The organism is Sphingomonas sp., assembly GCF_041661825.1.
Lineage (GTDB): Bacteria > Pseudomonadota > Alphaproteobacteria > Sphingomonadales > Sphingomonadaceae > Sphingomonas.
In genome coordinates this window covers 519,347-545,240 of the sequence record NZ_JBAZTU010000001.1, presented here as the reverse complement: position 1 = coordinate 545,240, position 25,894 = coordinate 519,347, and the positions used below count along the sequence as shown (strand labels likewise).

Here is a 25,894-nt window from a genome sequence, read left to right as displayed (position 1 = left end):
CATGCGCATCGAGCCTTAACGCCCGGTCGAAAGCGTGCCGGTTTGATCGATATTGGTTCCATTCCCGGCTGCTAAATCAAGTTCGGGTCGGTAGATGCGGAGGCTGAGCCGACCGGGGGTGAGCGCAACATGCTGAGAAAATTAGTAACCTTTATAATTTTTGCTTGTTTGACATTTTCCATTGTGGCGCCCGTCAGCGCGCAAACGCTTGTGCCGCCCCCACCCTCTGCGCCCGCGCCGCTATGGACGGGCAATTTCCCGGGCGATCCCGCAAATTGGTCCAACCCCGATGCGGCATGTGAAGCGCAACATGATTATTACAACCCTAACGCGACATTGCTTCCCGTAGACTATCGAGGAGGGCGCATCGCCGCCTGTAATTGGCAACTCAACCCAACCTCCAATACGATCCTTCCCGCGCTCGCCACGTCTTTTTGCCCATCGGGCTGGATTCTTACAGATGCCGGCAATTGTTTGAGGCCGGATTACGACACGGATTCGCGCGCGCAGTGCGATTGTGAGGATGGGGCCGCCTCCCCCGTCGGATCGCCCCTGCCAATGATCGGTAATCCAGTTGCGTTGAACCACGGCGCGAAGGTCGATCATGAAACCGATTACGCTTCCGCGGATGGACGGTTTACAGTCGAACGAAACTATTACAGCCTCGACCGAGACTATATCAATATGTTGTCACCAACATCTGTGCCGGGATTCGGCGCGAGATGGCATGGTACCATCCCCGGGCGCTTGGCTGTCAATGGTGAGTGGGGGCAGCGGATCGAATATCTGAATGTCCATGGCGGATTCTCGATATTCATCGGTACCGATGTTAGGGATATTTCATCATGGACCTGGGGCCCCAGTAATGGTGGAAATCGTCGGCGTCTCTCGATGGTAAATACACCTTCGGTCGATCGCCTGGAGTATTTTTTCAATCAACCTGCTGTACTCAATGGTGTGGCGGAAATTCGAATGGAGATGTCTCAAGGGGAATATATTCTCTTTCGGCGAGCGGGGGCGGTAACGGACGGAATCCGATACCTGGTGCCGATCGAGCATGGCTACGCCGACGGATATAAACTCTATTATGCTTATCCCGACACCGGGGAATGGCCGTCCACGGTGAGTGACAGCCTGGGGCGGCAGATGACATTGACCTGGGTCAACGCTGATCGCCAGACCTTTCCATCAATTGCGACCTATTATCCCGCAAAGGTCATCAGTGAAATCGCGCTGCCGGACAGCACGAAGCTGCAATATGGCTATGGCTACGGTACCGATGCGCGCGGATCAAAGATCAAGGATCGGTTAGAGAGCGTAAAAAGGCTTTCAAGCACGGGAGAAACATTGTGGTCCAGGGATCTATTGTACGAAAATAGTGCCGTATCTTACGGCCTCACTGGAAAGGTAGATCAGAACGGCAACCGGTTGTCGACCTATGCATATGATGCGGCGGGGCTGGTGTCATCCACCGAACTCGCCGGCGGCGTCAACAAATACACAATCGTAAATCTGGAGGAGCAGGGGTCGGCGAAATTCTGGCGCCAGGTCACTAATCCGCTTGGTTACCGGACAGATTACGTCTTCTACAAAGAGCATAATTGGTCGGATGCTCAGCGTGTCCTGTCGAGCGTCAAGGGTTATGCCGATACGGGAATAGAAGCAACGAACACCAGCTACGAATATTATGGCTATGTCGGGGATATGGCTATTGCGAACTATACGGATGAGAAGGGTCTGACACGCCATTATGATATTGATTCGAAGCTTCGCCCGACGGTCATGCGCGAAGCATTCGGAACCACAGATGCAAGGACGACGAATTTTACATGGCATCCAATCTTCGATCTTCCCACGCACGAAGAACGGCCGGGGTTAAGCACTGACTATACCTACAGCACGACGGGTCAATTGCTGACGACGACGCAGACCGACACCACGACTCAAACAATACCCTACGCGACCGCGGGCCAGACAAGGACCTGGACCTATAGCTGGAATGGCAACGGCCGATTATTATCGGTCAATGGCCCCAAGGGCCCTGACGCGAACGGGCACGACGACATCTCCAGTTTCACTTATGACGCGGGTGGCAATTTGCTTACCGCCACCGACGCGCTTGGGTTTGTCACTCGGTTCTTCAATTACGACGTAAATGGCCGCCCGGGAAAGATGACAGACCCGAACGGCATCGACACGCTGTACACCTATGATGTGCTCGGACGGGTAAAGACCGTCACGGTCAAGGACCCGGTGACGACGTCAGGCGACGCCGTTACGACATTCGATTACGATGTCGAGAGTCATGTAATCGGCATTACACTGCCGGTTACGCAAAAATTTATTATCGAATATGATCTGGCCGGCCGCGTCACTGCGGCTGGTACTTCTGGTCCGGGAAAGATTTATTTTGCGCGTGATGCCATGGGCAATGTCGTCACCGAGACGGTCAAGCGCAACGATGGTTCTACGGTCCGTCAGCTCACCCGAACGTTCGACAAGCTGGGGCGACTTCTGACGGCAATGCTGGGAACTGGCGGGACCAGATCATGGTCCTATGACCGTCTCGGAAATGTCGTGACGGAAACAGGAGGGCGATCCAACGCAACGATCCAGGCGTTCGACGGGCTGAACCGGCTCGTCTCCACCGTTGCGCCCGATTCGGGTGCGACCGGGACAGCCTATGATGTTCGCGACAATCTGACCTCGTTCACGGACGCGAAGTCGGTCACCACGACATTTGTCCGTAACGGCTTCGGCGACGTGATCCGAGAAGTCAGCCCCGATCGCGGGACGTCCACCTATTATTACGACGCAGCCGGGGACCGTGTCGCGGAGATCGACGGCAGGGGCCAGCGCATCGATATGGTTCGCGATGCTTTGGGTCGCACCCTTACCAAGACTCCTGTCGGTCGCCCCGCATCGGAGGTGACCACCTACGCTTACGACAGTGTCGGTATCGCCGGCTCGTACGGCGTCGGGATGCTGTCGACCGTCATCGACGGGACCGGCACGACGGCCTTCAAATATGATCATCGCGGCAATCTGCTGGTCAAGCGCCAGGCGATCGGGACAAGCCCGTCGGCCACTCTGCAATATAGCTATGACCTGGCAGACCGGATCACGGGCATCACCTATCCGTCCGGGCGCGTCGTGACCTACACGCGTAATCTCAGGGGCGTTGTAAGAACGATTCAGACAAGGCCGACCGCGACCGGCACCGACGTCGTGCTTGCCTCCAACATCCTTTTTGAGGGGTTCGGATCGCTTGGCTCCGCCACCTTCGGCAACGGGCTCGAGATGACGCAGATCTGGGGCACCGATGGCAGTCTGACGAGCAGGCGTCTCTATCGCACGGCGGGCGGCGCGAACCTTTCGTTGCTGACCTATGGTCATGACAATGACGGCAATATCACCTCCATTGCCGACGGCGTCGATGCAACGCGCAGCATTACCTATGGCTACGATCCGGTCGATCGCCTGACGCAAAGCGTCTTGGTATCCGGTGCGATCCGGCGGCAGGATTTCGTGCATGACCTTAACGGCAACCGGGCTCGGGTCGAGCAGCGGGCGGGTCCAGATGACCCGACGCCTGTCTCGACCGCGACCTATACGCTGACCAGCGGTACGAACCGCCTTGCCTCGGTTGATGACGGCACCGGCACCCGAACCATCACCTATGATGGACGTGGCAATACTCTTGCGGAGGCGCGGTCGGGCGTTGGGATAGCTGTTGGCTATGATGGTTATGGCAGGTTGACGAGTTACCAGGCGTCGAGCGGCACCAACCTGGTCAACGCCTATAATGGCCTGGACGACCGGGTGTCGGCCGGGACGCCCGCCGATATGCGTCATTTTGTCTATGATGGCGACGGCCGGCTGATGGGCGAATACGGAACCTCGGCAAGCGACGTCAAGGCCGAGACGATCTGGCTGAGCCCCGGGGTGGATACACCTGGCCAGCCCACTGGTGGTGACGACGGTGTCGGAGGCTATGCGCCGCTTGCGGTCGTGGCGGGAGGTGCGATCAACTGGGTGTATGGCAATCATCTGGGTGTGCCGATCGTGGTGACCGACAGTGCGGGCAACCTGACGGCATCGACTGGATACACCCGGGTCGGATTCCCCGGCCAGACCCAAACGTTGGACGATCTCTACTACAACCGTTACCGTGACTATGATCCCACGATCGGACGTTATATTCAGGCTGATCCGATCGGGCTCGGCGGCGGACAAAATAGCTACGGGTATGCCGGGAATAACCCGATTAATCGCGTAGACCCTATGGGTCTACGCGGTACGAGGATTTGGGTGCCTTGGTGGTGGCCGGTCCCGATTTTTCAAGCACCAATGAACACGAAGCCAACTCGTGGGTCCGTGCCAATTCCGGGACCAATACGTCCGCCAGGGATGACTCCGCTGCAAGAGCGTCAATTCGATAGATACTGCGCCAATGGGCTAGGTGACTCATGTGCTGCGTTGAAAGCAGCCGCACGGGCCGAAATCGCCGTAGCCGAAGTCAAGAAGGCAGAGATGCTTATCGATGCATCAAGTCTCTTCGACACCGGGGGATGGGCATCTCACGCCACTAACCTGGAGGGTAGAATTAGTAAAATTATCGCCATTATAGAACTCGGTGAAATGATGGGATGCAATATGCAAGATATAAGAGCCGAGGCATCGGGCCTGTTTGTTCCAAAAAGGCCGTTCAAATTTCAATTTGGGAGATAGTATGAATAATGTGTCGATAGATTTTTCTATTTTGTCTGATAGCGGTACTTTCTGCAAAATATCTGGAAACATAAATGTTCCCGTGATTCCGCAGGTGGGTGACAAAATATCGTTCCCATTTTCGGAAGAATATTGGAAGGTGTTTGATAATGGTGATTGTTTGGGTTACGTTTCGGCGCCTTTTACGGTGGATCACAGAATTATTTTCGCCGGTGGTGATGAGCAGTCGATAATAATTATGATGAAGGATGTTATAGTTCCATCCACTCAAGACGCATACAGAATCGCGAAATACTTCGAATTGGCTCACAAGTTATTTTCTGATTCTAACGAATAACAGATGCTGGGTTGGTCAATTAACTTTGTGCAATGCAATCATGATTTCGGGCTGCGATTTTTTATTTTTATTTCGGGAACCCCTAAATCCAATCCCACGAGTAAAGATCCTGCGGTAATTTGGAAGCACGGTTCTAATTCGGTCTTCATTCGTGCGTCATGCCGCCTTTTGGCCGTGCGAAGTGGGGCGCCACCGGGAATCGCGCGGGATACGCTGACCCGGCTCATGTCATAGTATCTGTGCAGGATCTTGTAGAATGTCAGCCCCCCCCCGCCACGCCCCATCGCCTGTTGCGGAATAAGATATTGAGATAAATACATAATATTCCATGTGGCGGTGTTGGATCGAAAATGTCAGCAACGCTTATGACATTTCCAACACGCTGCTGTGTCGCGCTCGATTCAACCGCCTCGGGGGCTCAGCTAAAAGACTGCCATACGCATCCGCCTGGGGGCGCCGCTGTTTCTCATCGCTGATGAAAATCCACGACCCGCCCTTCGCCGATCACGGACTGCCATGAAGGTGACGGCAGGGGCCGGATGGCCCGGAGTAACGGTTTTTGCCGCTCGAGACCCGCGATGGCGAGCCCTGATCCTATTGAGCGTCGAAGTTCATGAAGCTGACATCGGCACTCGAGCATGACAGCCAGATAGTGTCACGCGAGGCGTGTACCGGAATGCCGATCTGAACTCCCGTTCCTACCTCCAATTTTATTCGGTCCTGCGCGTGGAACGAAAGCTTGAACGTAACTGGCTTGTAGAACGGCACCGATCCAGGTCTTTCCGCCGACCGTCAATCAGCAAATAGATGGCGATGAGGTTTGGGTATTCGGGGTAGACGATGGCTCTGATCCCGTTGCACTTGCAGTGGGAACTATCGAGGAAACTGTCTGCAAACGCAACGGTTGCCCCCTGCCGTCAAGCTGATCCCAACTTTGTCTTGCTGAAGATCATCTTCGCCGTTAGCGTACGAATATTGCCAATAGGGAGCATATTATTGTCATGGCCTCTATCCGGTGCATTGCATCGCCATGTTTCGCGCTCCAAAGGGAAGCAGGATGTCGCTGGCAGCCACATGATTAGGCCCAGGGAAAGGGCCGAAAGCCCCTTCTGCACGCATGAACGTCCAATTTTTGATCGTGTGCAGCTCCACAAGAGGTCAATCGGTAATTTCTTGCCCGAAAATGCCGAAATTTGAATTACAAGCGGCGTATCCCATTGGCTTGAATTTGGTTAGTTGGCGGTCGTTCGGGGTGACGTCGTATTATGAGGTCGGCATGATCGCATCAATGATACTCGCTCAGGAGCCATCAGCGATCGTCGCGGGCGTCATGTGGGTGCGCGACGCCCTGCTCGGCACCGTCGCCACCTCGGTCGCTGTGATCTGCGTCGCCGCTATAGGATATGAGTTCCTGGCGGGTCGCGTGCCGGTGCGCCGCACGGTGACTATATTGCTCGGCTGTTTCGTTCTGCTTGGCGCACCCCATATCGCAGCTGCGCTGAGCGCGCTTGCGATGCGGGAGCCGTCATCGGCACTGGTTGGCCGCGAATCGGCGGTGCCGTTATCCGTCATGTCGCCGCGGGGGTCGGCGCGCTCCACCCCGGATCCTTTCGACCCATATGCTGGCGAGTAAGTGTCGCTCGTGGATCAGATAATCGCGCATGCCGTGAAACCAGTCAGGGTGGCACTCTGCGAATTCGCAGCCCGAATTCCCTGACGATCCAGTAATAGAGTTCGGGCGACTTACCCAGCACCTCGGCCCGCGAAAAAGGCGGTCGCGACAGCCGGCCATACAAAACCGCACTCGCCGTCATCGCGAAGAACTCGATCGGGTGGCTGAGCATGTAGGACTGCGCCGGATAGAGGCCTGAGGCGCGTGCCGTCGTATAAAAGCTAAGCACGCCCGCGTTCCGATACCCGTCACTCAGCCGCAGTAGATGATAGCGGTGCAGCAGTTCATGCAGCAGCACCGGATTGTCGGGCGGCACCGCGCGCCGTTCGAAGTGCACCCCGTCCGGCGCGATGCGCGACATGCTGCCGGGCACCGCGTCGACCGCGATGCGCTGTGTCGCGAAGAAGGCGATGATCGCCGCGTCGATCGACAGCGCCTCGATCAGCGCGATCTGGGCGGAGAGCGCGGCGGCGATTTCGGGTGTTTCGGGCGCGCCCTGCCAGTCGATCGGGAAATACGGGTCGAGCGCCAATGCCGGGGTAAATGGCACCACCATCGCGCAGAAGCCTGCCGCCAGCACATCGCGGCGGCCGACCCGCATCAGCAGCCACCCACCGCCTCGTCGGGGTGAAGCGCGGTCGCGTCCTCACGGCGTTCGGGGCGGATATAGATGGAGGAGAGCTGGGGCAGCGCTGCCTTGAGGTCGGTCTCGATCGCCTCGATCAGCAGCTCGGCCTCGCCCATGGTGAGCGAATCCTGGAAATCGGCACTGATCGCAACGAAGATCCGGTCGGGCGCAGTGTGCAAGGTGCGGACATGGTTGACCCAGGTGATCTCCGGGCGGGCATCGACGATCTTGCGCACCTGCGTGACGACCGCTGGGTCGGCGCCTTCGCCGATCAGCAGCCCCTTGGCCTCGCGCGCCAGCAAGGCGGCGACCACGCCGAGCAGAAGGCCGATCGCGATCGAGGCCAGGCCGTCGATGCGCGGATCGCCCCAGGCATGGCTCGCCCAGACGCCGATAGCGGCGATCAGCAGGCCCGCGAGCGCCGCCGAATCCTCGAACAGCACGATGAAGCCGGCCGGGTCCTTCGAGGCGCGCACTGCCTGCCACCAGTTCGTGCCGCGCACCGATCCGGCGAATTCGCGCATGGCGAAGATCCACGACGCACCTTCCATCGCAAAGGCGACGGCGAGCACGACATAGTTGATCGTGGGATCGCGAAGCGGTTCGGGCTCGGCGATATGGACCCAACCTTCATAGATCGAGACGCCGGAGCCTACCGCGAAGATCAGGATCGCGACGACGAAGCTCCAGAAATACAGCTCGCGCCCATAGCCGAAGGGATGGTCCACATCGGGCGGGCGCTTCCCGCGCTTCTGGCCGTAGAGCAGCAGGACCTGGTTGAGGCTGTCGACGACCGAATGGAATCCCTCGGTCAGCATCGAGGAGGAACCGGAGACGGCGGCCGCGACGAACTTGGCGACCGCAATGCCGAGATTGGCTGCGAGCGCCGCATAGATGACGAGATTGGAGCCGTGCTTCGTCGCCGCCAATATGAAGTCCCTTGTTGCAGCGCATCATGCGCACGGCCCGGCCCGGCCGACAAGCGGGATAACGGAAATGCCCGCCGGCGTATCCGCCGGCGGGCATCCTTTCCTCCCCAGGAAACTTTCAAGGCGCCGCTTGAGCGGCTTTCCGAACGTCGAATACTTTACAAAGGGGCCGCCTAGAGGAACTGCCTTGAAGCGGGCTCTAGTGCCGGAAATCGGCGGAGTCAGGCGGGGTGAACGCCCTTGTGGTGTCGCGTTGTCTCATCCACGCTCGCATATCCTGAAATTCTGTAAACTATTGACAAGGGTGCTCGCGCCGAGGAGGGCGGTAGTCGAAGGGCGGGAATATGGCGGACAGGAAACTCTTTGCCGGACACGCGGTGCGGCGCTTGCGGCGTCAGGCGGGCCTGACCCAGGCGGCGATGTCCGACGTGCTGGCGATCTCGCCCAGCTACCTCAATCTGGTCGAACGCAACCAGCGGCCCTTGTCGGCGTCGCTGCTGGTCAAACTGGCCGAGAGCTTCGATTTCGATCCGCGCGCCTTGGCCGCGGGCGAGCCGGGCGGCGGGGAATCGGCGATCCGGCGACGGCTGGCGGATCCGATGTTCGCCGATCTGGAGATCGACCGGAACGAAGTCGAGGAGTGGCTGGCGGGCGCGCCGGGCGGGGCCGAGGCTTTTGCGCGGGCCTATGACCGGATCGGATCGGGTGCCGTATCGGGCGAGGTGAATGCCAGCGATCCGATCGCGGAGGTGCGGCGCGAGATCGAGCGGTGGCGCGGGCATTTTGCCGATCTGGACGCGGCGGCAGAGAAGCTGGCGGACGAACTGCGGCTCGGCGCGGGCGATCTTTATGGCGCCATCGGCGAGCGGCTGCGGGTCAAGCACCAGCTCACCATCCGCATCCTGCCGGTCGATGTGATGCCGGACCTGTTGCGCCGGCTCGATCTCCATGCACGGCAATTGCAGTTGAGCGAGACGCTCGATCCCGCCTCGCGCACCTTTGCCGCCGCCTTCCAGCTCGCCCAGATCGAAGCACGCAGCGAGATCGATGCGCTGGCCAAGGGCGCGAGCTTTACCGATCGCGCAGCGGAGCGGCTCTATCGCCGGCACCTCGCCAGCTATTTCGCCGCCGCGGTGATGATGCCCTATGCGCGCTTCCTGCGCGCCTGTGAGGCGACCGGCTATGATCTCGAATTGCTCCAGCGGCGCTTCGGCGCGGGATTCGAGCAGGTCGCGCACCGGCTGCCGACCCTGCAGCGCGTCGGCGCACGCGGGCTGCCCTTCTTCATGGTGCGCATCGACCGGGCCGGCCAGGCATCGAAACGCTTCTCGGGCGCGAGCGGGTCGCCTTTGGCCGAGGCCGAGGGGCGCTGTCCGCTCTGGCGCATGCACCATGCCTTCGACCGGCCCGGCAGCCTCGCCGTGCAGCTGGTCGAGCTTGAGGGTGGGGCTCGCTGGCTCACCATATCACGGACGGTGGCCCCGCAGGGCCGGCGCTATGGCGCAGTACCGACGGAGTTCGCGATCGGGCTGGGTGTCGCGGCCGAGTTCGCCGGTAGCCTGGCGGCGGCGCGGGGCATCGACCTGAAGGGCGAGGCGACCCCGATCGGCCTTGGTTGCCGTGCCTGCCTGCGCGAGCGCTGCCCCCAGCGGTCGGCACCGCCGATCGGGCGGGCACTGTTGATCAACGAGCGCGAACGTGGCGTGTCGCCCTTCACCTTTGGCGGCGACTAGATTGAGTCGATAATTTACAAATTTACTCGCAATTCTGGAAGGCCGTGACAGCTTAACGCAATTGTCTCTCGTGTAGAGGGTCTGTGGCTTGTCAATTTGTGTACTTATCCTCGCATATCACCAAGCGAGGGACGTACCGTGACCTACCAGAACGACATCGCACAGATCGGCCAGCTCATCGGCGGCAAGAACGGCACCTGGGATGGGATCGATGCCGAAGCGGTGGCGCGCATGCGTGTCCAGAACCGTTTCCGCACGGGGCTCGACATCGCGCGCTACACCGCCGCGATCATGCGCAAGGACATGGCGGCGTACGATGCCGATCCGGCCAATTATACCCAGTCGCTGGGATGCTGGCACGGCTTTATCGGCCAGCAGAAGATGATCGCCATCAAGAAGCATTTCGGCTCGACCGAGCGGCGCTATCTCTACCTCTCGGGCTGGATGATCGCGGCTTTGCGCTCCGAATTCGGCCCGCTGCCCGATCAGTCGATGCATGAGAAGACGTCGGTCCCGGCGCTGATCGAGGAGCTCTACACCTTCCTCCGCCAGGCCGATGCCCGCGAGCTCGGCATGATGTTCCGCGAGATCGACGCGGCGCGCGAGGCGGGCGACCAGCTCAAGGAGAAGCAGCTGCTCGCCGCGGTCGAGAACCACCAGACTCATATCGTGCCGATCATCGCCGATATCGACGCCGGCTTCGGCAATGCCGAGGCGACCTATCTGCTGGCGCGCAAGATGATCGAGGCAGGCGCCTGCGCGCTCCAGATCGAGAACCAGGTTTCCGACGAGAAGCAATGCGGCCATCAGGACGGTAAGGTCACCGTGCCGCACGAGGACTTCCTCGCCAAGGTCCGCGCCTGCCGCTACGCCTTTCTGGAGCTGGGCGTCGAGGACGGCATCATCGTCACGCGCACCGACTCGCTCGGTGCCGGCCTGACAAAGCAGATCGCCTTCAGCAAGGAGCCGGGCGATCTGGGCGATCAGTATAATGCTTTCCTCGATTGCGAGGAGATCACGCCCGAGAACGCCCGCAGCGGCGATGTCGTGATCAACCGCGACGGCAAACTGATGCGGCCGAAGCGGCTGGCCTCGAACCTCTACCAGTTCCGCGCCGGATCGGGCGAGGATCGCTGCGTGCTCGACAGCATCACCTCGCTGCAGAACGGTGCGGACCTGTTGTGGATCGAGACCGAGAAGCCGCATATCGAGCAGATCGCGGGCATGGTCGATCGCATCCGGGAGGTCATCCCGAACGCGAAGCTGGTCTACAACAATTCGCCCTCGTTCAACTGGACGCTCAACTTCCGCCAGCAGGTGTTCGACGCCTGGGCGGCGGAGGGCAGGGACGTCTCGGCTTATGACCGGGCGCGCCTGATGAGCGTCGATTATGACGGGACCGATCTGGGCGACGAAGCCGATGAGCGCATCCGCACCTTCCAGGCGGACAGCGCGCGCCGGGCGGGCATCTTCCACCACCTCATCACCTTGCCGACCTATCACACCGCCGCGTTGTCGACCGACAATCTGGCAAAGGAGTATTTCGGCGAGGCAGGGATGCTCGGCTATGTCCTTGGCGTGCAGCGTCAGGAGATTCGCCAGGGCATTGCCTGTGTGAAGCACCAGAACATGTCGGGTTCTGATATCGGCGACGACCATAAGGAATATTTCGCCGGAGAGGCCGCGCTGAAGGCCGGCGGCGCGCACAACACGATGAACCAGTTCGCAGCGTAAAGCGGACGGTGGTGAGAGAGCGGCCCGGAGCGCAAGCCCCGGGCCGTTGTCGTAGCAAGGGCTCTTGCGCCTGGCGTGGGAAGGTGGAAGCTTTCCCCGTGGCGCCTGGCGCGCCGTCAGGGGGCGTGATGCGGAATTCTGCGATGCTGAGTGTCGCGTTGCTGGCCGCCTCAGGTCTTTCAGGCTGCAAGCTGCCGGGCAGCGTGGCCGCGTTGCAGGATGAGGCCGAACGCTCGTGCCTGTGCGAGCGGCGCGAAGGACCTGGCAAAAAGGCCGAGTGCTGGAAACAGTTCGACACGGCCTTGCAAGGGCGCAAGCTCGATGAAGGAACGGTGTTTCTCTTTCCGGTCCGCCCCTGGAGCGTGTGCTGGGGCGAACCCGGTCCGAACAACCGTTGCGTGATCAAATGGTGGGAGGTCACAAACGTGACGCCGACCATTCAGCTCTGCACCAGGGCTGAAGCCGATGCGGTGTTGCAGACCTTCTCGAAAAGCGAGGAGACGGATTGGGCCAAGGCGAATCGCGAGTCCGAAGCGCTTGCCATCAAGCTGGTCGGTCGGACTTCCCCTGAATCCCGCGACCGATAAACAATCGGTTCTTCGCCTAGATCTTCAGCAACAGGATCGGCACCACCACGCCCGCCACCAGCATGATCGTCGACACCCGACGCGTCGCGCGGTTGTTCAGTGCGATGACCATGCCCAGCACCGCCGAGAGCATCAGCCCGATCGACATCAGCACCGCGAAGATCTTGAACGGCAGCGCGGAGGGCTTGGGCTTCTGCGCTGCCTTGGGCGCAGCGGGCTTTACCGTCGGCTTGGCATGCTCATCGGCTTCCGCTGCCTTCGCCTGAGGCAGGCGGTCGTCCTTGTGGACGCTGGCCAGCCAGACGATCCAGGTCGGCGGCGTGCCGCCCCAGCCTTTTTCCTCCTGGAGGCGGAAGGTCTGTAACGCCCCGCTGAGCGCGAAGAAGAGGATCGCCGGCGCCAGGAACATCCCGATATAGAGATGATAGCGGCGGAGCTTCTGCTGGGTCTGGGCTTTCATGAAAAGCGCCCCTAGCAGCCGGCCGCGCAACGGCAAGTGCATAGTTTTTTCGGGTCGCGTGTCACAATCGCGGAGCCGGCCTCGTCCTGTCTTTCGGGAATTGCCCCGAACGAGAGAGAGTGATCATGACGACCCGACTGAACCCGTTCATCCGCCCCGACAGCCCGATCAACCTGCTGGTCGACTTCGGTACCAAGGCGAGCCAGCTCGGCCTGGAAACGAGCCTGATGGAGCTGGTCAAGACCCGCGCCTCGCAGATCAATGGTTGCGCGGTCTGCCTCGATCTGCACACCCGCGTCGCGCGCAAGCATGGTGAGACCGAGCAGCGGCTTTATATGCTCGATGCATGGCGCGAAACGCCGCTCTACACCGATCGCGAACGCGCGGCGCTGGCCTGGACGGAGGCACTGACCCGGTTGACCGACGGCCATGCCTCGGACGAGAATTACGAGATGCTGATCGCCGAATTCACGCCCGAGGAGCAGGCGGCACTCACCCTGCTGATCGTCGCCATCAATGGCTTCAACCGCATCGGCGTCGGCTTTCGCGCGGGGCCGATGACCGAAGCCCAGCTCGCTTCGGTTCCCGCGGCGGCCTGACGATGACCGGGACCGCCATGGATGCCGTCGCGGCGTTCGATCCGCTGCGCCCGACCCTGATCCGCATCGCCTATCGCATGCTCGGATCGGTGTCGGACGCCGAGGATGTGGTGCAGGACGCGTTCCTGCGCTGGAACGCGGTCGATCGCGCCGCGGTGCAGGAGCCCAAGGGTTATCTGCGCCGCGTCGTGACTCGCCTCTGCCTCGACCAGATCAAGTCGGCGCGGGCGCGGCGTGAGGTCTATGTCGGGCCCTGGCTGCCCGAGCCGATGGTCGAGACGGAGGATGAGGTCGACGACGTCACCTTGCCGCTGATGCTCGCGCTCGAACGGCTCTCGCCGCTCGAGCGTGCCGCCTTCCTGTTGCACGATGTGTTCGGCGTCGGTTTCGACGAGATCGCCGACACGATCGACCGGGAGGCGGCGGCCTGCCGCCAGCTCGCCAGCCGGGCGCGCACGCACGTGCGCGCCGCGCGACCGCGGTTCGAACTGCCGAAGTCGCGCGGGATGGCGTTCGCGGCGGCCTTCTTCACGGCGTCGCGGACCGGCGACATGCAGACGCTGCAGACGATGCTGGCCGACGACGTCGCGGTCTATTCGGACGGCGGCGGCAAGAAGCCCGCGGCGCTCGCGCCGATCATCGGGTTCGATGCGGTAATGACGTTCCAGGCAACGCTCAACCGGGTGTTCGCGGAGCAGATGTCGCAGGTCGTCCGCTACGGCTTCATCAACGGCCTGCCCGGCTTCGTCACGATCGAGGGCGATACGCTGCAGACCACCGCGCTGTTGATCGAGGGCGAGAGGATCAAGGCCATCTATGTCGTGCGCAACCCGGACAAGCTGCGCCACATCGACGGCACGCTGCAGTGATCGCCGAGGTCAGCCCGCCGCCGTGACCCGCCACACCGTATTGCCGAGATCGTCGGCGATCAGCAGCCCGCCGGTGCGGTCCACCGCCAGGCCGACCGGGCGTCCGCGGGCGTGCTTCTGTTGCGCGTCGAGGAAGCCGGTGACGATATCCCGGGGCGGCCCGCTCGGCTTGCCGTCGGCAAAAGGCACGAACACGACCTTGTAGCCGTTGAACGGGCTGCGATCCCAGCTGCCATGCTCGCCGACGAACGCGCCGTTTCGATATTGCGCTGGCAGATTGGCGCCGGTGTAGAAAGCGAGGCCGAGCGGCGCGACATGCGAGCTGAGCGCATAATCGGGCGCGATCGCTTTCGCGACCAGATCGGGTCGCTGCGGTCTTACGCGGGCGTCGATATGCTGACCGTAATAGCTGTAGGGCCAGCCATAGAAGGCGCCGGGCTGAACCGAAGTCATGTAGTCGGGGACGAGGTTCGGTCCGATCTCGTCGCGCTCGTTGACCACCGCCCAGAGCTTGCCGCTCTGCGGGTTCCAGGTCAGGCCATTGGGATTGCGCAGGCCGCTGGCGAAGATGCGGTGCGCGCCAGTCGCACGGTCGATCTCCCAGATCGCGGCGCGGCCGGTCTCGGCGGCGATGCCGTTCTCGGTGATGTTGCTGTTCGATCCGACGCCGGCATAAAGTTTCGTGCCGTCCGCACTGGCAACCAGGCTCTTGGTCCAGTGATGGTTGATCGGGCCGCCGGGCAGATCGGTCAGCTTGGTGCCGGCTCCGTCGATCTTCGTCGCGCCATCGACATAGGCGTAGCGCATGATCGCATCGGTATTGGCGACATAGAGATCATGCCCGACCAGCGCGACGCCGAAGGGCGAGGTAAGATGGTCGAGGAAGATCGTCCGGACCTCGGGCTTGCCGTCGCCGTTCGTGTCGCGGAGCAGGGTGATACGATTGCCGCCCTTGGCCGCCGCGCCCGCCTGTTTCTGGACCAGCCCCATGATGATGTCCTTGGGGCGGTGGATCGGCTCGGCCGGGCCGCTGCTCTCGACGATCAGCACGTCGCCATTGGGCAGCACATAGGGTTGGCGCGGATGCATCAACCCCGTAGCGAGCGGTGCGATCTTCAGGCCCGCCGCGACGGTCGGCATCTCGCCATTGGTCCAGGGCGTCGCTTCCGCCACTTTCATCGGCGGCAGGAGATATTGGCGCGGGGCGGGCAGGGTCGGGTCCGCGCCATATTGAGTGCTTGGATCGGCCGGTGTCCCGTTGCCGCAGCTTGCGAGCGCCAGGGCAGCGCCGGAGAGGAGGAGAAGCCGCGAAACACGCATGGCGGAGATTCCTTGATGAAGAGCGCTGGTCACCGGGCCGTCCCCACGCCGTCGCGGTGGACCATCCGCCAGCCCATCAGGCCCGTGAAGGCGAGGATGAGCACGACGATCGCTGAGAGGGAGATGCCGAGCGGTACGACCGAGGTGTAGCCGTCGCGGCTGTGGACGAAGGCGTTCACGATCGACAGGCCGATGACCACTGCATTGCCGATGACATGCGGCCAGGCGGGCGGTAGCGAGCGGATCCGGCGGCTGAACAGGAAATCGATCAATCCGGCGAGCACCGCGAAGGCAGCGACGATCAGCCCGATCGTGATCAGCCAGATCGACGCGGTTTCCCAGGCCATGTCGGCGGTGAGCGCATAGACGATATCGGTGCCGAACGCCGCGACGAAGCAGCCGATCGGGATGGGCACCAGCAACACATGAATGGGATGTCCGCCAAGAGTGGCGGTGGGTTGGCGCGTGTCCGTCATCGCTGTTGTCCTGCGGCCATCGGGAGGATGTCCCGAGAGGCAGTTAGTACGATCCGGCGCCGGTCGAGTTCCGCCGATCCCGCGACCCTAAACTAGTGTATGAACGGCGACTTGATCTCCGCGAGCCAGCGTGCGCGCAGCTGCCCCGGCCGTGCCGGGTAGCGCGTGTCGAGTATCTCGGCCGCTACGATCCGGTCGAGGCGGAAGCTGCGAAAGCCGTCGCGCAGTTCGCACCAGGCGATCAGCACCCGAGCGCTGTCGTGATAGCCGATCAGGGCGGGCCAGACCGTGCGGTCGGACGCCTTCCCGTCTTCTGTGCGATAGGACAGGGCGATCTTGCGCCCCGCGCGGATCGCCTGGCGCAATGTGGTGGCATCGACCGCATCCTCGGGCATTTTCCACGCTGGTGGGGTCCGCGCCGCAGGATCGTCCACCAGCGCCCGCATCTCCGCCGGCACCACGGCGGCGATCTTCGCGATCAGGTTGCGCGCGGCATTGGCCAAAGCGGGATCGCCATGCCCCGCCACCCATTGCGCGCCCAGCACCGCCGCCTCGACCTCCTCGGGATTGAGCATCAACGGCGGCAGATCGAATCCGCTTTCCAGGACATAGCCGATCCCGGCCTCGCCGCGGATCGGCACGCGCTGTGCCATCAGAGCGGCGATATCGCGATAGACCGATCGTTTCGACGTCTCGAGTTCGGTGGCGATGGCGTCAGCCGTGATCGGCCGGCGCTCGCGGCGCAGGATCTGGACGATCTCGAACAGGCGGTCGGCGCGGCGCATGAAGTGGTCCTAGTGACATGCTGCTGCCACCATGCTGGCAGCAGGGTGGCAGTATGTCGACTCCCGCAACCAAGGGAGACCATCATGCTCAAGACCTATCATGGCAGCTGCCACTGCGGCGCGGTCGCGTTCGAAGCCGATCTCGATCTCGAAGCGGGCACCGGCAAGTGCAATTGCTCGATCTGCACCAAGCGCCGGGGCTGGGGGGTGAACATCAAGCCCGACGCCTTCCGCCTGCTCCAGGGCAAGGAAGCCCTGTCCGACTATCAATTCGGCACGCTGTCCGGCCATCACCGCTTCTGCCGGAATTGCGGTTGCGCACCGTTCGGCGACGGCCATGTCGAGCAGATCGGTGGCGATTATGTCAGCATCGCGGTCAACTGCCTCGACGACGCGACGCCGCAGGAACTGGCCGACGCCCCGGTCAACTATGCCAACGGCCGAGACAATCTCTGGTGGGAGAAGCCGGCGGTCACGTCTTATCTGTAAAACGAGTCGGCCCTTAGGGGCCGGCCGTCACAGCTTAACGAAGGCCAGCGAGTTGTTCGGATTCATCGGGATGACGAGCTGGTTCGCTTCGACATCGAGACACATCGACGCGGCGCTCGGGATGCCAGTCGCGATGAGCTGCGCTGGCTGGCCCGGGCGGATGCGCGAGACGCCGCCATTCACCACGCTGCTCACATATTTGGTGCCGTCGGGCATGATGACCAGCCCGTCATTGCCCGGCTGCGCCGCCTTTTCGGTCTTGATCAGCTTGGCGGCGGGCGAGAAGGTCAGGACTGAATCGTCGCCGATATTCACCACCACCACATTGCCGTCATTGTCGACCGCGACGCCGTTGGGGCGCGACAATGGCGCGCCTTCAAGGAAGACCGAGGTCTTGCCGTCGGGCGTGATCCGGTAGATCCGCCACGGCGTCTGGGCGTCGGCGCTGCCGGTCTGCGATCCATAGATGGTGCCGTCCTTCGCGACGGCAATATCGTTGAGCCAGGCGACGTCGGGGCTGGCGATCTCGCCCGCCGGGGCGCCGGTCTTCAGGTTGAACATGCGGATGACGGAGACGCGCTTCGCTCCGTCCGTCGTGTCGCCGTCGCTGTCGGCGAGGTAGAGCTTGCCGGCGTGTACGACACTGCCGAAGGGTTGGTTGAGCACGAGACCGTTGCGCGTCGCGCCGATCCATTTCGACGTGTGGACCGATCCGTCATGGTTGATCAACGAGACGAAGCCGTCGTTCGGCGCTTCCTTCTGCCCCGCGCCGCGGTTGACCGCGAGGATCAGGTTGCGCGTCGGATCGTAGCTGCAGCTCTCGGCATTCACGAGCGCACCATAGACCTTCACATTGGATGACATGGGATTGAACTTGCCCTCGGCGGTCACGCCGAGCGGGGTTCCGGCGGCAAACGGCTGCGGTGCGGCCGGAGCAGGGGCCTGCTGGGCCATGGCCGATGTGCTGGCCAGTAATAGGGTCGTGAGCGCGGCTGCGAAAACAGTCTTCATATCCTCATCCTCCCATAAGGCGTTGACGTCAGGCGCCGGCGTTGGTCAGCCGATCGAGTTGCCCTTCCGTCAGGTCCAGGCCGATCGACCCGGCAAGCTCTTCCATCTGCGCGACGCCGGTCGCACTCGCGATCGGCGCGGTGACGCCGGGCTGTGCCGCCAGCCAGGCAAGCGCGATCTGCGCGAGCGTCGCGCCGGTCTCGGCGGCGACGTCGTCCATCGCGGCCAGCACGGCCTTGCCCTTGCCCTCGAGCAAATCGCCCATCCGCCCGCCGCGCACGCTCTTGCCGAGATCGTCGGCCGAGCGGTATTTGCCGGTCAGGAAGCCCGAGGCGAGCCCGTAATAGGGCACCACGCCGATATCGTGGACGACGCAATAATCCTGCAGCTCGCCCTCGAACTTGTGGCGGCTGACCAGGTTATATTCGGGCTGCAGCACCTGATAATGCGGCAGGCCATGCGCCCTGGCCGCATCGCTCGCCGATTTGAGCCGCCCGGCATGGAAGTTGGACGCGCCGAGCGCGCGGATTTTGCCGGCGTCGATCAGCCTGGCGAAGGCAGCAAGCGCATCCTCCTGCGCGACCGCATCATCGTCCTGATGCGCGAAATAGAGATCGATCTGTTCGACGCCGAGCCGCTTGAGTGACGCCTCGGCCGCGGCGGCAATGCGCGCGGGCGCCAGCTTCTCGCCGCCCTCACCCGGGAGCATGCCGACCTTGGTCGCAATATGAACTTTGTCGCGCTTGCCGCTGCTGCGCAGCCATTCGCCGATCACGCTCTCGGATTCGCCGCCTTGATGGCCGGGCACCCAGGCCGAATAGACATCGGCGGTGTCGATCATCGTGCCGCCCGCCGCGACGAAGGCGTCGAGCACCGCGAAGCTGGTCGCCTTGTCGGCGGTCCAGCCGAACACATTGCCGCCGAGCACCAGCGGGGCGATGTGGAGATCGGTCGCGCCCAGGCGGCGAAGCGTCGTCATTGTTGTTCCTCTTCGATCTCGTTCGCCGAAACGGCGTTCATGTCGACGCTGTTGGCATCGAGCATCGCCGCGGCGTCGTTCAGCGCCCGCGCCTCGGCCGGTGTCGCCGCGCCGGGCGTGTCGCTGCCGCCCCCGCAGGAGGCGAGCAGCAATGCGCCGGCCAGCAGGGTGCCGGACCTTGAACAGGTCATCCGAGTCTCCGTTCGTTTGCGAGCTTGTCGACGGACCGTCCGGCCTGGCAATGTCAAAGTTGTCAGAGAAACACTTCGACACGATCAGCACGAACGGCCGGTTTATCAGTCCTCGATCTCGCTGCCGGCTGCCTTCATCGCATTGCCGGTCTTGTCGAGCGCCTTATCGGACGCATTGTCGATCGCGGCGCCGGCATTGTCGATCGATGCCTCGGCGGCGCCCAGCGCACGATCGGCGGCGGCGCCGGTATCGGCGGCGGCTTCGCTCATCGTCGCATTGGCGTCGGCGGCGATCGTGTCGGCGGCCTGGGCGGTTTCGTTCTGCGCCTTGGGGCTACAGGCGGCGAGGCCCAGGGCAGCGGTCACGGCAAGCGGCAGGACCAGGAATTTCGTCATCTGTCGGGTTCCTCTTCTGGGATGCGCTTCGGCATCGGCGCGTCGTGGCGAACGCTATCGAACGGGTCGGACGCGCGCAATGCGCTTCGGTTCCATGGCCTGCGTCGTTGACCTCATATAAAGATATCTTTATATCTACTTCGACAATGACCCTAGCCCTCGATATATTCCGCGCGCTTGCAGACGGCACCCGCCTGCGCATCCTCGCGTTGCTGCGCTCGATGGAGCTGTCGGTCGGCGAGCTCGCACAGGTGCTCGGCCAAAGCCAGCCACGCGTTAGCCGCCATGTGAAGATCCTGTGCGACGCAGGGCTCGCGGAGCGGCGCAAGGAAGGCAGCTGGGTGTTCGTGGCGCTGGGCACGGCCTCGAAGGTCGATCCGGTACTCGCGTCGCTCGACCAATGGGGCAAGCTCGAGCCCGATCATTGGGCAGTCGCCGACGCAGCACGCCTGGCGGCGGTGCGTGCCGACCGCGCTTCCTCGGCGGCGGTCTGGTTCGAGGCCAATGCCGGCCAATGGGACGCGATCCGCTCGCTCCACATCGCCGAGAGCGAGGTCGAGGCCGCGATGTCCGCCGTGCTGGGGGATGCACCGATCGGCCAGCTGATCGATATCGGCACCGGCACCGGCCGCATGCTCGAACTGTTCGCCGGCCGCGCAAAGCATGCGCTGGGCATCGATCGCAGCTCGGAAATGCTGCGTCTCGCCCGCGCAAAACTGTCCGAACGCGGCCTCGCCAATGCCGAGCTGCGCCAGGCCGATCTCTACGCGCTGCCGCTCGGCGACGGCGAGGCGGATGCGGCGATCCTGCATCACGTGCTCCATTTCGCGCAGCAGCCCGGCGCCGCGATCGCCGAAGCGGCGCGGGTGCTGGCCGACGGCGGGCGCCTGCTCATCGCCGATTTCGCGCCGCACGATCGCGAGGAACTGCGCACGCGCGATGCGCACACGCGCCTCGGCTTTTCCGACGAGCAGATCGCGGCATGGTTCGACGCCGCCGGGCTGACCTCCGCGCGCACCGAGACGCTGGAGGGCGGCGAACTGACGGTGAAGCTCTGGCTCGCCCGCAAGGCGACCACGCAAAAACAGATACCGGTACGAGAGGTTAAGGCAGCATGACGACCCAGAACCCGCAAAGCGAAGCGCGCCGCGCCCAGGCGTCGCCCTTGTTCGCCGATCTCGCGGGCGACGCTCAGGTATCGTTCGAATTCTTCCCGCCCAAAACGCCCAAGATGGAAGAGACGCTGTGGGAGGCCGTGAAGACGCTCGAGCCGCTCGCTCCGCGCTTCGTCTCAGTCACCTATGGTGCCGGCGGATCGACCCGTGAGCGCACCCATGCGACTGTCGCGCGCATCCAGCGCGAGACCTCGCTGGCCGCCGCCGCGCACCTCACCTGCGTCGAGGCGAGCAAGGCCGAGATCGATCAGGTCGCCGAAGAATATTGGGCGGCGGGGATCCGGCACATCGTCGCACTGCGCGGTGACCCGCCCGTTGCCGGCGCGAAGTTCGCGGCGCATCCCGACGGTTACGAGAATGCGGCGGCCTTGGTCGCCGGATTGAAGAAGCTCCACCCGTTCGAGATTTCGGTCGCGGCCTATCCCGAATGCCACCCGGATTCGCCGGACTCGACGGCCGATATCGACAATCTCAAGCGCAAGCTGGATGCCGGTGCCAACCGCGGCATCACGCAATTCTTCTTCTCGCCCGAAGCGTTCTTCCGCTTCCGAGACCGCGTTGCGGCGGCGGGCATCACGGCGGAGATCGTTCCCGGCATCCTGCCCGTCTCCAACGTCGCGCAGACCCGCAAATTCGCGGCGATGTGCGGGGCGGAAATCCCCGACTGGATGGGCCGGCTGTTCGACGGGCTCGACGATCATCCCGCCGCGCGCCAGCTCGTCGCGGCGACCGTCGCCGCGGAAATGTGCCGCCGCCTCTATGCCGGCGACGTGCGCAGCTTCCATTTCTACACGCTCAACCGCGCCGAGCTGAGCTTCGCGATCTGCCACATGCTGGGCCTGCGCGCGAAGACGTCGGCGCACGAAGCGGCAGCCTGAGGACCATGACCATGACCGCACGCGAAAGATTGCTGGCCGAAGCCGCCAAGCGCATCCTGATCACCGACGGCGCCTTCGGCACCGAGATCCAGAACTGGAAGCTGAACGAGGCCGATTATGCCGGCTCGCTCGGCCTGGCCAAGGACCAGAAGGGAAATAACGACATCCTCGCGCTGACCAAACCCGAGGTGCCGGAGACGATCACGCGCGAATATCTCGATGCGGGGTCGGATATCGTCTCGACCAACACCTTCAGCGCGAACGTGATCAGCCAGGCCGATTATGCCGCGGAGAGCCTGGTCAAGGAGATCAACATCGCCTCCGCGCAGATCGCCCGCCGGCTCGCCGACGAATATGAGGCGAAGGACGGGCGCCCCCGCTTCGTCGCCGGCGCGATCGGGCCGACCAACAAGACCTTGTCGCTGTCGCCGGACGTCAACGATCCCGGCTTTCGCGAGATCGACTTCGATTATCTGAAGAGCGTGTATCGCGAGCAGACCGATGCGCTGCTCGAAGGCGGGGTGGATTTCATCCTGATCGAGACGGTGTTCGATACGCTCAACGCCAAGGCTGGCGTCATGGCGGCACTCGAGGCAGCGGACGATCTCGGCCGCGACGTGCCGATCATGCTGTCGATGACGCTGACGGATTTGTCGGGCCGCAACCTATCGGGCCACACAGTCGAGGCTTTCTGGCATGCGGTGCGGCACGCCAAGCCGATCACCATCGGGCTCAACTGCTCGTTCGGCGCGGAACAGCTTCGCCCGCATGTGCGCACCCTGAGCGACATCGCCGACACGCTGATCATGGTCTATCCGAACGCCGGCCTGCCCAACGAGCTCGGCGAATATGACGAGATGCCGGTGACCACCGCCGGACTGGTGCGCGAATGGGCGGCGAACGGCCAGGTCAACATCCTGGGCGGCTGCTGCGGATCGACCCCGGCGCATATCGCGGCGATCGCCAAGGCAGTGGCCGAACTCGCTCCGCGCACGCCGGCGGTGCCGCCGGTGAAGACGCGGCTTGCGGGGCTGGAGCCCATGACGATGGCGGCATAAGCGCAGGACAACCAACCGTTCGTGTCGAGCGAAGTCGAGACACAATGACGGCGCGCTGACCCAGGTTTCTCGACTTCGCTCGAAACGAACGGATTTTATTTTGGCCTCTGCTCCCTCCTCTGCCCAGTTCGTCAATATCGGCGAGCGCACCAACGTCACCGGATCGGCGCGCTTCAAGAAGCTGATCATGGCGGGCGACTATCCCGCTGCGGTCGAAGTCGCGCTGCAGCAAGTGGAATCGGGCGCGCAGGTGCTCGACGTCAACATGGACGAGGGCCTGCTCGACGCCGAAGTGGCGATGACCACCTTCCTGAAGCTGATCGCCGCCGAACCCGATATCGCGCGCATCCCTTTCATGATCGACAGCTCGAAATGGTCGGTGATCGAAGCCGGGCTGAAATGCGTCTCGGGCAAGCCGATCGTGAATTCGATCAGCATGAAGGAGGGCGAAGCTCAGTTCCTGTCTCAGGCGAAGAAGGTCATGCAGTACGGCGCCGCCGTCGTCGTCATGGCGTTCGACGAGGTCGGTCAGGCGGATACCCAGGCACGCAAGGTCGAGATCTGCGAACGCGCCTATAACCTGCTGATGGGAATCGGCTTTCCGCCCGAGGATATCATCTTCGATCCCAACATCTTCGCGGTCGCGACGGGGATCGAGGAGCACAATAATTACGGCAACGACTTCATCGAGGCGTGCAAGGAGATCAAGGCGCGGCTGCCGCATTGCCACATCTCCGGTGGCCTCTCGAACCTGAGCTTCTCGTTCCGCGGCAATGAGCCGGTGCGCCGCGCGATGCACTCGGTGTTCCTGTACTATGCGATCCCCGCCGGGCTCGACATGGCGATCGTCAATGCCGGGCAGCTCGACGTCTACGACACGATCGACCCCGAGCTGCGCCAGGCCTGTGAGGACGTCGTCCTCAACAAGGACGATGGCGCGACCGAGCGGCTGATCGCGCTCGCCGAACGCTACAAGGGCACAGACGAAGTCGCCGAAAAGCAGGCGGCCGAATGGCGCGGCTGGCCCGTCGCCAAGCGGCTCGAACATGCGCTGGTCAAGGGCATCGACGCGCATGTCGTCGACGATACCGAGGAATGCCGCCAGCTCTTCGCGCGCCCGATCGAAGTGATCGAAGGTCCGCTGATGGACGGCATGAACGTCGTTGGCGACCTGTTCGGATCGGGCAAGATGTTCCTGCCCCAGGTGGTGAAATCGGCGCGCGTGATGAAGAAGGCGGTGGCGCATCTGCTTCCCTTCATCGAGGCGGCGAAGGAGCCCGGCGCGCGCGGCAAGGGCAAGATCATCATGGCGACCGTGAAGGGCGACGTGCATGATATCGGCAAGAACATCGTCGGCGTCGTGCTTCAGTGCAATGGCTTCGACGTGGTGGACATGGGCGTCATGGTGCCCTGGTCCGCCATCCTCGCCGCCGCCAACGAGAATGACGCCGACATGATCGGTCTGTCGGGCCTGATCACCCCGTCGCTCGACGAGATGGTCACCGTCGCCGAGGAGATGAAGCGCGCCGGCATGAAGATGCCGCTGCTGATCGGTGGCGCCACCACGTCGAAGGTTCATACCGCGCTCCGCATCGCGCCCGCTTATGACGGCCCGGTGGTGCATGTGCTCGACGCCAGCCGCGCGGTCGGCGTCGCCTCGACCCTGGTCAGCGACACGCAGAAGGATGCCTTCGTCCTCAAGACCGCCGACGAATATGAGGCAGTCCGCGTCGCCCGCGCCGGCCGCACCCAGAGCGAGCTCGTCCCGCTGAAGGTTGCCCGCGACAATGCGTTCGACGCGGACATGAGCCTCAAGCCGCCGACGCCGCACCAACCCGGCGTGCACATCTTCCGCGACTGGGACCTGGCCGAGCTGCGCGAGATCATCGACTGGACGCCCTTCTTCCGCGCCTGGGAATTGGCCGGCAACTACCCCGCGATCCTCGAGGACAAGGTCGTCGGGGAAAGTGCGCGCAGTCTGTTCGCCGACGCAAACGCGATGCTCGACAAGATCATCGCCGAAAAATGGCTGACCGCGCGCGCCGTGACTGGGCTGTGGCCGTGCGTGCGGCATGAGGACGATATCTTCGTCGATCCCGAGGGCGTGTGGAATCCCGAGGAACTCGGCGGGCTCGAGCATCTGGGCCTTGTCGAGAATGACGATCTCGTACGCATCCCGATGCTGCGCCAGCAGATCGCCAAGCGCGAGGGCAGGGCGAATATGTGCCTGTCCGATTTCATCAGCCGCGACGGCGATTGGCTCGGCGGCTTTGCGGTCAGCATCCACGGCATCGAACCGCACCTCGCTCGCTTCAAGGCAGCGATCGACGATTATTCGGACATCCTGCTGAAGGCCCTGGCCGACCGCTTCGCCGAGGCGCTGGCCGAGGCGCTGCACCGCCATGTCCGCACCACCCTCTGGGGCTATGCGCCGGATGAGCAGCTGACCAACGAAGCGCTGATCAAGGAACAATATCGCGGCATCCGCCCGGCACCCGGCTATCCTGCCTGCCCGGACCACAGCCTGAAGCCGACGCTGTTCAAGTTGCTCGATGCGCACCACGCGACGGGCATCTCGCTGACCGAGAGCTTCGCGATGTTGCCGACCGCGGCGGTCTCCGGCTTCTATTTCGGCCATCCCCAGGCGGAATATTTCGGCGTTGCCCGTGTCGGCCGCGACCAGCTCGAGGAATATGCCGAACGGCGTGGGATCGATCTCCCGACGGCGGAGCGCTGGCTGCGGCCTAACCTGGACTAGGCAATGTTTGTCTAGGGGATTCCCTCTTCCGGTTCGTGCTGAGCTTGTCGAAGCACTGTTCTTGTTCTCGATCGCCGAAAGAACAGCCCTTCGACAAGC

The 25,894-nt window shown here is 62.8% G+C and carries 22 protein-coding genes; 12 read left to right on the top strand and 10 right to left on the bottom strand.

Features of this window, described 5'->3' with window-relative positions:
• Window positions 1–129 precede the first annotated feature (129 nt).
• Both WC729_RS02360 and WC729_RS02355 read left to right on the top strand, forming a co-directional pair.
• Window positions 130–4,731 (top strand): RHS repeat-associated core domain-containing protein, encoded by a 4,602-nt coding sequence (locus tag WC729_RS02360; RefSeq protein WP_372849138.1) that lies wholly within the window; start codon window positions 130–132, stop codon window positions 4,729–4,731.
• A 1,520-nt stretch (window positions 4,732–6,251) separates the two neighbouring features.
• Window positions 6,252–6,701, top strand: coding sequence for a TrbC/VirB2 family protein (locus WC729_RS02355; protein ID WP_372849136.1), 450 nt, complete (start codon window positions 6,252–6,254; stop codon window positions 6,699–6,701).
• 43 nt (window positions 6,702–6,744) lie between these two features.
• On the opposite strand, the gene WC729_RS02350 is transcribed toward WC729_RS02355, so the two are convergent.
• Window positions 6,745–7,341, bottom strand: coding sequence for a hypothetical protein (locus WC729_RS02350; protein ID WP_372849134.1), 597 nt, complete (start codon window positions 7,339–7,341; stop codon window positions 6,745–6,747).
• Complete coding sequence (locus WC729_RS02345; protein ID WP_372849132.1) at window positions 7,341–8,297, bottom strand: cation diffusion facilitator family transporter; 957 nt, start codon at window positions 8,295–8,297, stop codon at window positions 7,341–7,343. Before WC729_RS02345 ends, WC729_RS02350 begins: the two co-directional genes overlap by 1 nt.
• A 344-nt stretch (window positions 8,298–8,641) precedes the next feature.
• Between WC729_RS02345 and WC729_RS02340 the strand changes: the two genes are divergently transcribed.
• The 3 genes from WC729_RS02340 (at window position 8,642) to WC729_RS02330 (ending at window position 12,351) form a co-directional block, all read left to right on the top strand.
• Window positions 8,642–10,030: a short-chain fatty acyl-CoA regulator family protein gene (locus WC729_RS02340; RefSeq protein WP_372849130.1), complete on the top strand. Its 1,389-nt coding sequence runs from the start codon at window positions 8,642–8,644 to the stop codon at window positions 10,028–10,030.
• A gap of 138 nt (window positions 10,031–10,168) precedes the next feature.
• On the top strand, window positions 10,169–11,764 hold the full coding sequence (locus tag WC729_RS02335) for an isocitrate lyase (protein ID WP_372849128.1): 1,596 nt from the start codon (window positions 10,169–10,171) through the stop codon (window positions 11,762–11,764).
• 143 nt (window positions 11,765–11,907) lie between these two features.
• The gene (locus WC729_RS02330; RefSeq protein WP_372849126.1) at window positions 11,908–12,351 is read left to right on the top strand and encodes a hypothetical protein; all 444 of its coding nucleotides are present in this window, start codon (window positions 11,908–11,910) and stop codon (window positions 12,349–12,351) included.
• A gap of 16 nt (window positions 12,352–12,367) precedes the next feature.
• Here the strand turns inward: WC729_RS02330 and WC729_RS02325 are convergent, their stop codons facing one another.
• Window positions 12,368–12,811 (bottom strand): hypothetical protein, encoded by a 444-nt coding sequence (locus tag WC729_RS02325; RefSeq protein ID WP_372849124.1) that lies wholly within the window; start codon window positions 12,809–12,811, stop codon window positions 12,368–12,370.
• A gap of 125 nt (window positions 12,812–12,936) precedes the next feature.
• On the opposite strand from WC729_RS02325, the gene WC729_RS02320 reads away from it, so the two are divergent.
• A complete protein-coding gene (locus tag WC729_RS02320; RefSeq protein WP_372849122.1) occupies window positions 12,937–13,410 on the top strand; it encodes a carboxymuconolactone decarboxylase family protein in 474 nt (157 codons plus the stop codon).
• Window positions 13,411–13,412: 2 nt separating this feature from the next.
• A complete protein-coding gene (locus WC729_RS02315; protein WP_372849120.1) occupies window positions 13,413–14,279 on the top strand; it encodes a sigma-70 family RNA polymerase sigma factor in 867 nt (288 codons plus the stop codon).
• A gap of 9 nt (window positions 14,280–14,288) precedes the next feature.
• On the opposite strand, the gene WC729_RS02310 is transcribed toward WC729_RS02315, so the two are convergent.
• The 3 genes from WC729_RS02310 to WC729_RS02300 form a co-directional block, all read right to left on the bottom strand.
• On the bottom strand, window positions 14,289–15,599 hold the full coding sequence (locus WC729_RS02310) for a sorbosone dehydrogenase family protein (protein WP_372849118.1): 1,311 nt from the start codon (window positions 15,597–15,599) through the stop codon (window positions 14,289–14,291).
• A gap of 29 nt (window positions 15,600–15,628) precedes the next feature.
• Window positions 15,629–16,075 carry a DUF2231 domain-containing protein gene (locus WC729_RS02305; RefSeq protein ID WP_372849116.1) on the bottom strand — a complete coding sequence of 149 codons (447 nt, stop codon included), beginning with the start codon at window positions 16,073–16,075 and terminating at the stop codon, window positions 15,629–15,631.
• 92 nt (window positions 16,076–16,167) lie between these two features.
• A complete protein-coding gene (locus WC729_RS02300; protein ID WP_372849114.1) occupies window positions 16,168–16,860 on the bottom strand; it encodes a helix-turn-helix transcriptional regulator in 693 nt (230 codons plus the stop codon).
• Window positions 16,861–16,944: 84 nt separating this feature from the next.
• Between WC729_RS02300 and WC729_RS02295 the strand changes: the two genes are divergently transcribed.
• The gene (locus tag WC729_RS02295; protein ID WP_372849112.1) at window positions 16,945–17,349 is read left to right on the top strand and encodes a GFA family protein; all 405 of its coding nucleotides are present in this window, start codon (window positions 16,945–16,947) and stop codon (window positions 17,347–17,349) included.
• Window positions 17,350–17,376: 27 nt separating this feature from the next.
• Here the strand turns inward: WC729_RS02295 and WC729_RS02290 are convergent, their stop codons facing one another.
• The 4 genes from WC729_RS02290 to WC729_RS02275 form a co-directional block, all read right to left on the bottom strand.
• Window positions 17,377–18,360, bottom strand: coding sequence for an SMP-30/gluconolactonase/LRE family protein (locus WC729_RS02290; RefSeq protein WP_372849110.1), 984 nt, complete (start codon window positions 18,358–18,360; stop codon window positions 17,377–17,379).
• Window positions 18,361–18,388: 28 nt separating this feature from the next.
• Window positions 18,389–19,339 carry an aldo/keto reductase gene (locus WC729_RS02285; RefSeq protein WP_372849108.1) on the bottom strand — a complete coding sequence of 317 codons (951 nt, stop codon included), beginning with the start codon at window positions 19,337–19,339 and terminating at the stop codon, window positions 18,389–18,391.
• Complete coding sequence (locus WC729_RS02280; protein WP_372849106.1) at window positions 19,336–19,530, bottom strand: hypothetical protein; 195 nt, start codon at window positions 19,528–19,530, stop codon at window positions 19,336–19,338. The genes WC729_RS02285 and WC729_RS02280 overlap by 4 nt, the downstream gene beginning before the upstream one ends.
• Before the next feature lie 105 nt (window positions 19,531–19,635).
• Window positions 19,636–19,926, bottom strand: a complete 291-nt coding sequence (locus WC729_RS02275) for a hypothetical protein (RefSeq protein WP_372849104.1) — start codon at window positions 19,924–19,926, stop codon at window positions 19,636–19,638.
• Between the two features lie 146 nt (window positions 19,927–20,072).
• Here WC729_RS02275 and WC729_RS02270 point away from each other — a divergent pair, with 146 nt between their 5' ends.
• The 4 genes from WC729_RS02270 to metH all read left to right on the top strand — a co-directional run bounded on the left by WC729_RS02270 (window position 20,073) and on the right by metH (window position 25,795).
• Entirely contained in the window at window positions 20,073–21,044 is a 972-nt protein-coding gene (locus tag WC729_RS02270) for an ArsR/SmtB family transcription factor (RefSeq protein ID WP_372849102.1), read from the top strand.
• Window positions 21,041–21,979, top strand: a complete 939-nt coding sequence (gene metF / locus WC729_RS02265; protein WP_372849100.1) for a methylenetetrahydrofolate reductase [NAD(P)H] — start codon at window positions 21,041–21,043, stop codon at window positions 21,977–21,979. The genes WC729_RS02270 and metF overlap by 4 nt, the downstream gene beginning before the upstream one ends.
• Before the next feature lie 11 nt (window positions 21,980–21,990).
• Window positions 21,991–23,037: a homocysteine S-methyltransferase family protein gene (locus WC729_RS02260; protein ID WP_372849098.1), complete on the top strand. Its 1,047-nt coding sequence runs from the start codon at window positions 21,991–21,993 to the stop codon at window positions 23,035–23,037.
• Window positions 23,038–23,137: 100 nt separating this feature from the next.
• On the top strand, window positions 23,138–25,795 hold the full coding sequence (gene metH, locus WC729_RS02255) for a methionine synthase (protein WP_372849096.1): 2,658 nt from the start codon (window positions 23,138–23,140) through the stop codon (window positions 25,793–25,795).
• Window positions 25,796–25,894 lie beyond the last annotated feature (99 nt).

Bases quoted from the DNA above. Each gene is read 5' to 3' on its own strand.
- WC729_RS02360 (WP_372849138.1), top strand. From the start codon at position 130: ATGCTGAGAAAATTAGTAACCTTTATAATTTTTGCTTGTTTGACATTT.
- WC729_RS02355 (WP_372849136.1), top strand. From the start codon at position 6,252: ATGCCGAAATTTGAATTACAAGCGGCGTATCCCATTGGCTTGAATTTG.
- WC729_RS02350 (WP_372849134.1), bottom strand. From the start codon at position 7,341: ATGCGGGTCGGCCGCCGCGATGTGCTGGCGGCAGGCTTCTGCGCGATG.
- WC729_RS02340 (WP_372849130.1), top strand. From the start codon at position 8,642: ATGGCGGACAGGAAACTCTTTGCCGGACACGCGGTGCGGCGCTTGCGG.
- WC729_RS02330 (WP_372849126.1), top strand. From the start codon at position 11,908: ATGCTGAGTGTCGCGTTGCTGGCCGCCTCAGGTCTTTCAGGCTGCAAG.
- WC729_RS02325 (WP_372849124.1), bottom strand. From the start codon at position 12,811: ATGAAAGCCCAGACCCAGCAGAAGCTCCGCCGCTATCATCTCTATATC.
- WC729_RS02320 (WP_372849122.1), top strand. From the start codon at position 12,937: ATGACGACCCGACTGAACCCGTTCATCCGCCCCGACAGCCCGATCAAC.
- WC729_RS02315 (WP_372849120.1), top strand. From the start codon at position 13,413: ATGACCGGGACCGCCATGGATGCCGTCGCGGCGTTCGATCCGCTGCGC.
- WC729_RS02310 (WP_372849118.1), bottom strand. From the start codon at position 15,599: ATGCGTGTTTCGCGGCTTCTCCTCCTCTCCGGCGCTGCCCTGGCGCTC.
- WC729_RS02305 (WP_372849116.1), bottom strand. From the start codon at position 16,075: ATGACGGACACGCGCCAACCCACCGCCACTCTTGGCGGACATCCCATT.
- WC729_RS02300 (WP_372849114.1), bottom strand. From the start codon at position 16,860: ATGCGCCGCGCCGACCGCCTGTTCGAGATCGTCCAGATCCTGCGCCGC.
- WC729_RS02295 (WP_372849112.1), top strand. From the start codon at position 16,945: ATGCTCAAGACCTATCATGGCAGCTGCCACTGCGGCGCGGTCGCGTTC.
- WC729_RS02290 (WP_372849110.1), bottom strand. From the start codon at position 18,360: ATGAAGACTGTTTTCGCAGCCGCGCTCACGACCCTATTACTGGCCAGC.
- WC729_RS02285 (WP_372849108.1), bottom strand. From the start codon at position 19,339: ATGACGACGCTTCGCCGCCTGGGCGCGACCGATCTCCACATCGCCCCG.
- WC729_RS02280 (WP_372849106.1), bottom strand. From the start codon at position 19,530: ATGACCTGTTCAAGGTCCGGCACCCTGCTGGCCGGCGCATTGCTGCTC.
- WC729_RS02275 (WP_372849104.1), bottom strand. From the start codon at position 19,926: ATGACGAAATTCCTGGTCCTGCCGCTTGCCGTGACCGCTGCCCTGGGC.
- WC729_RS02270 (WP_372849102.1), top strand. From the start codon at position 20,073: ATGACCCTAGCCCTCGATATATTCCGCGCGCTTGCAGACGGCACCCGC.
- metF (WP_372849100.1), top strand. From the start codon at position 21,041: ATGACGACCCAGAACCCGCAAAGCGAAGCGCGCCGCGCCCAGGCGTCG.
- WC729_RS02260 (WP_372849098.1), top strand. From the start codon at position 21,991: ATGACCGCACGCGAAAGATTGCTGGCCGAAGCCGCCAAGCGCATCCTG.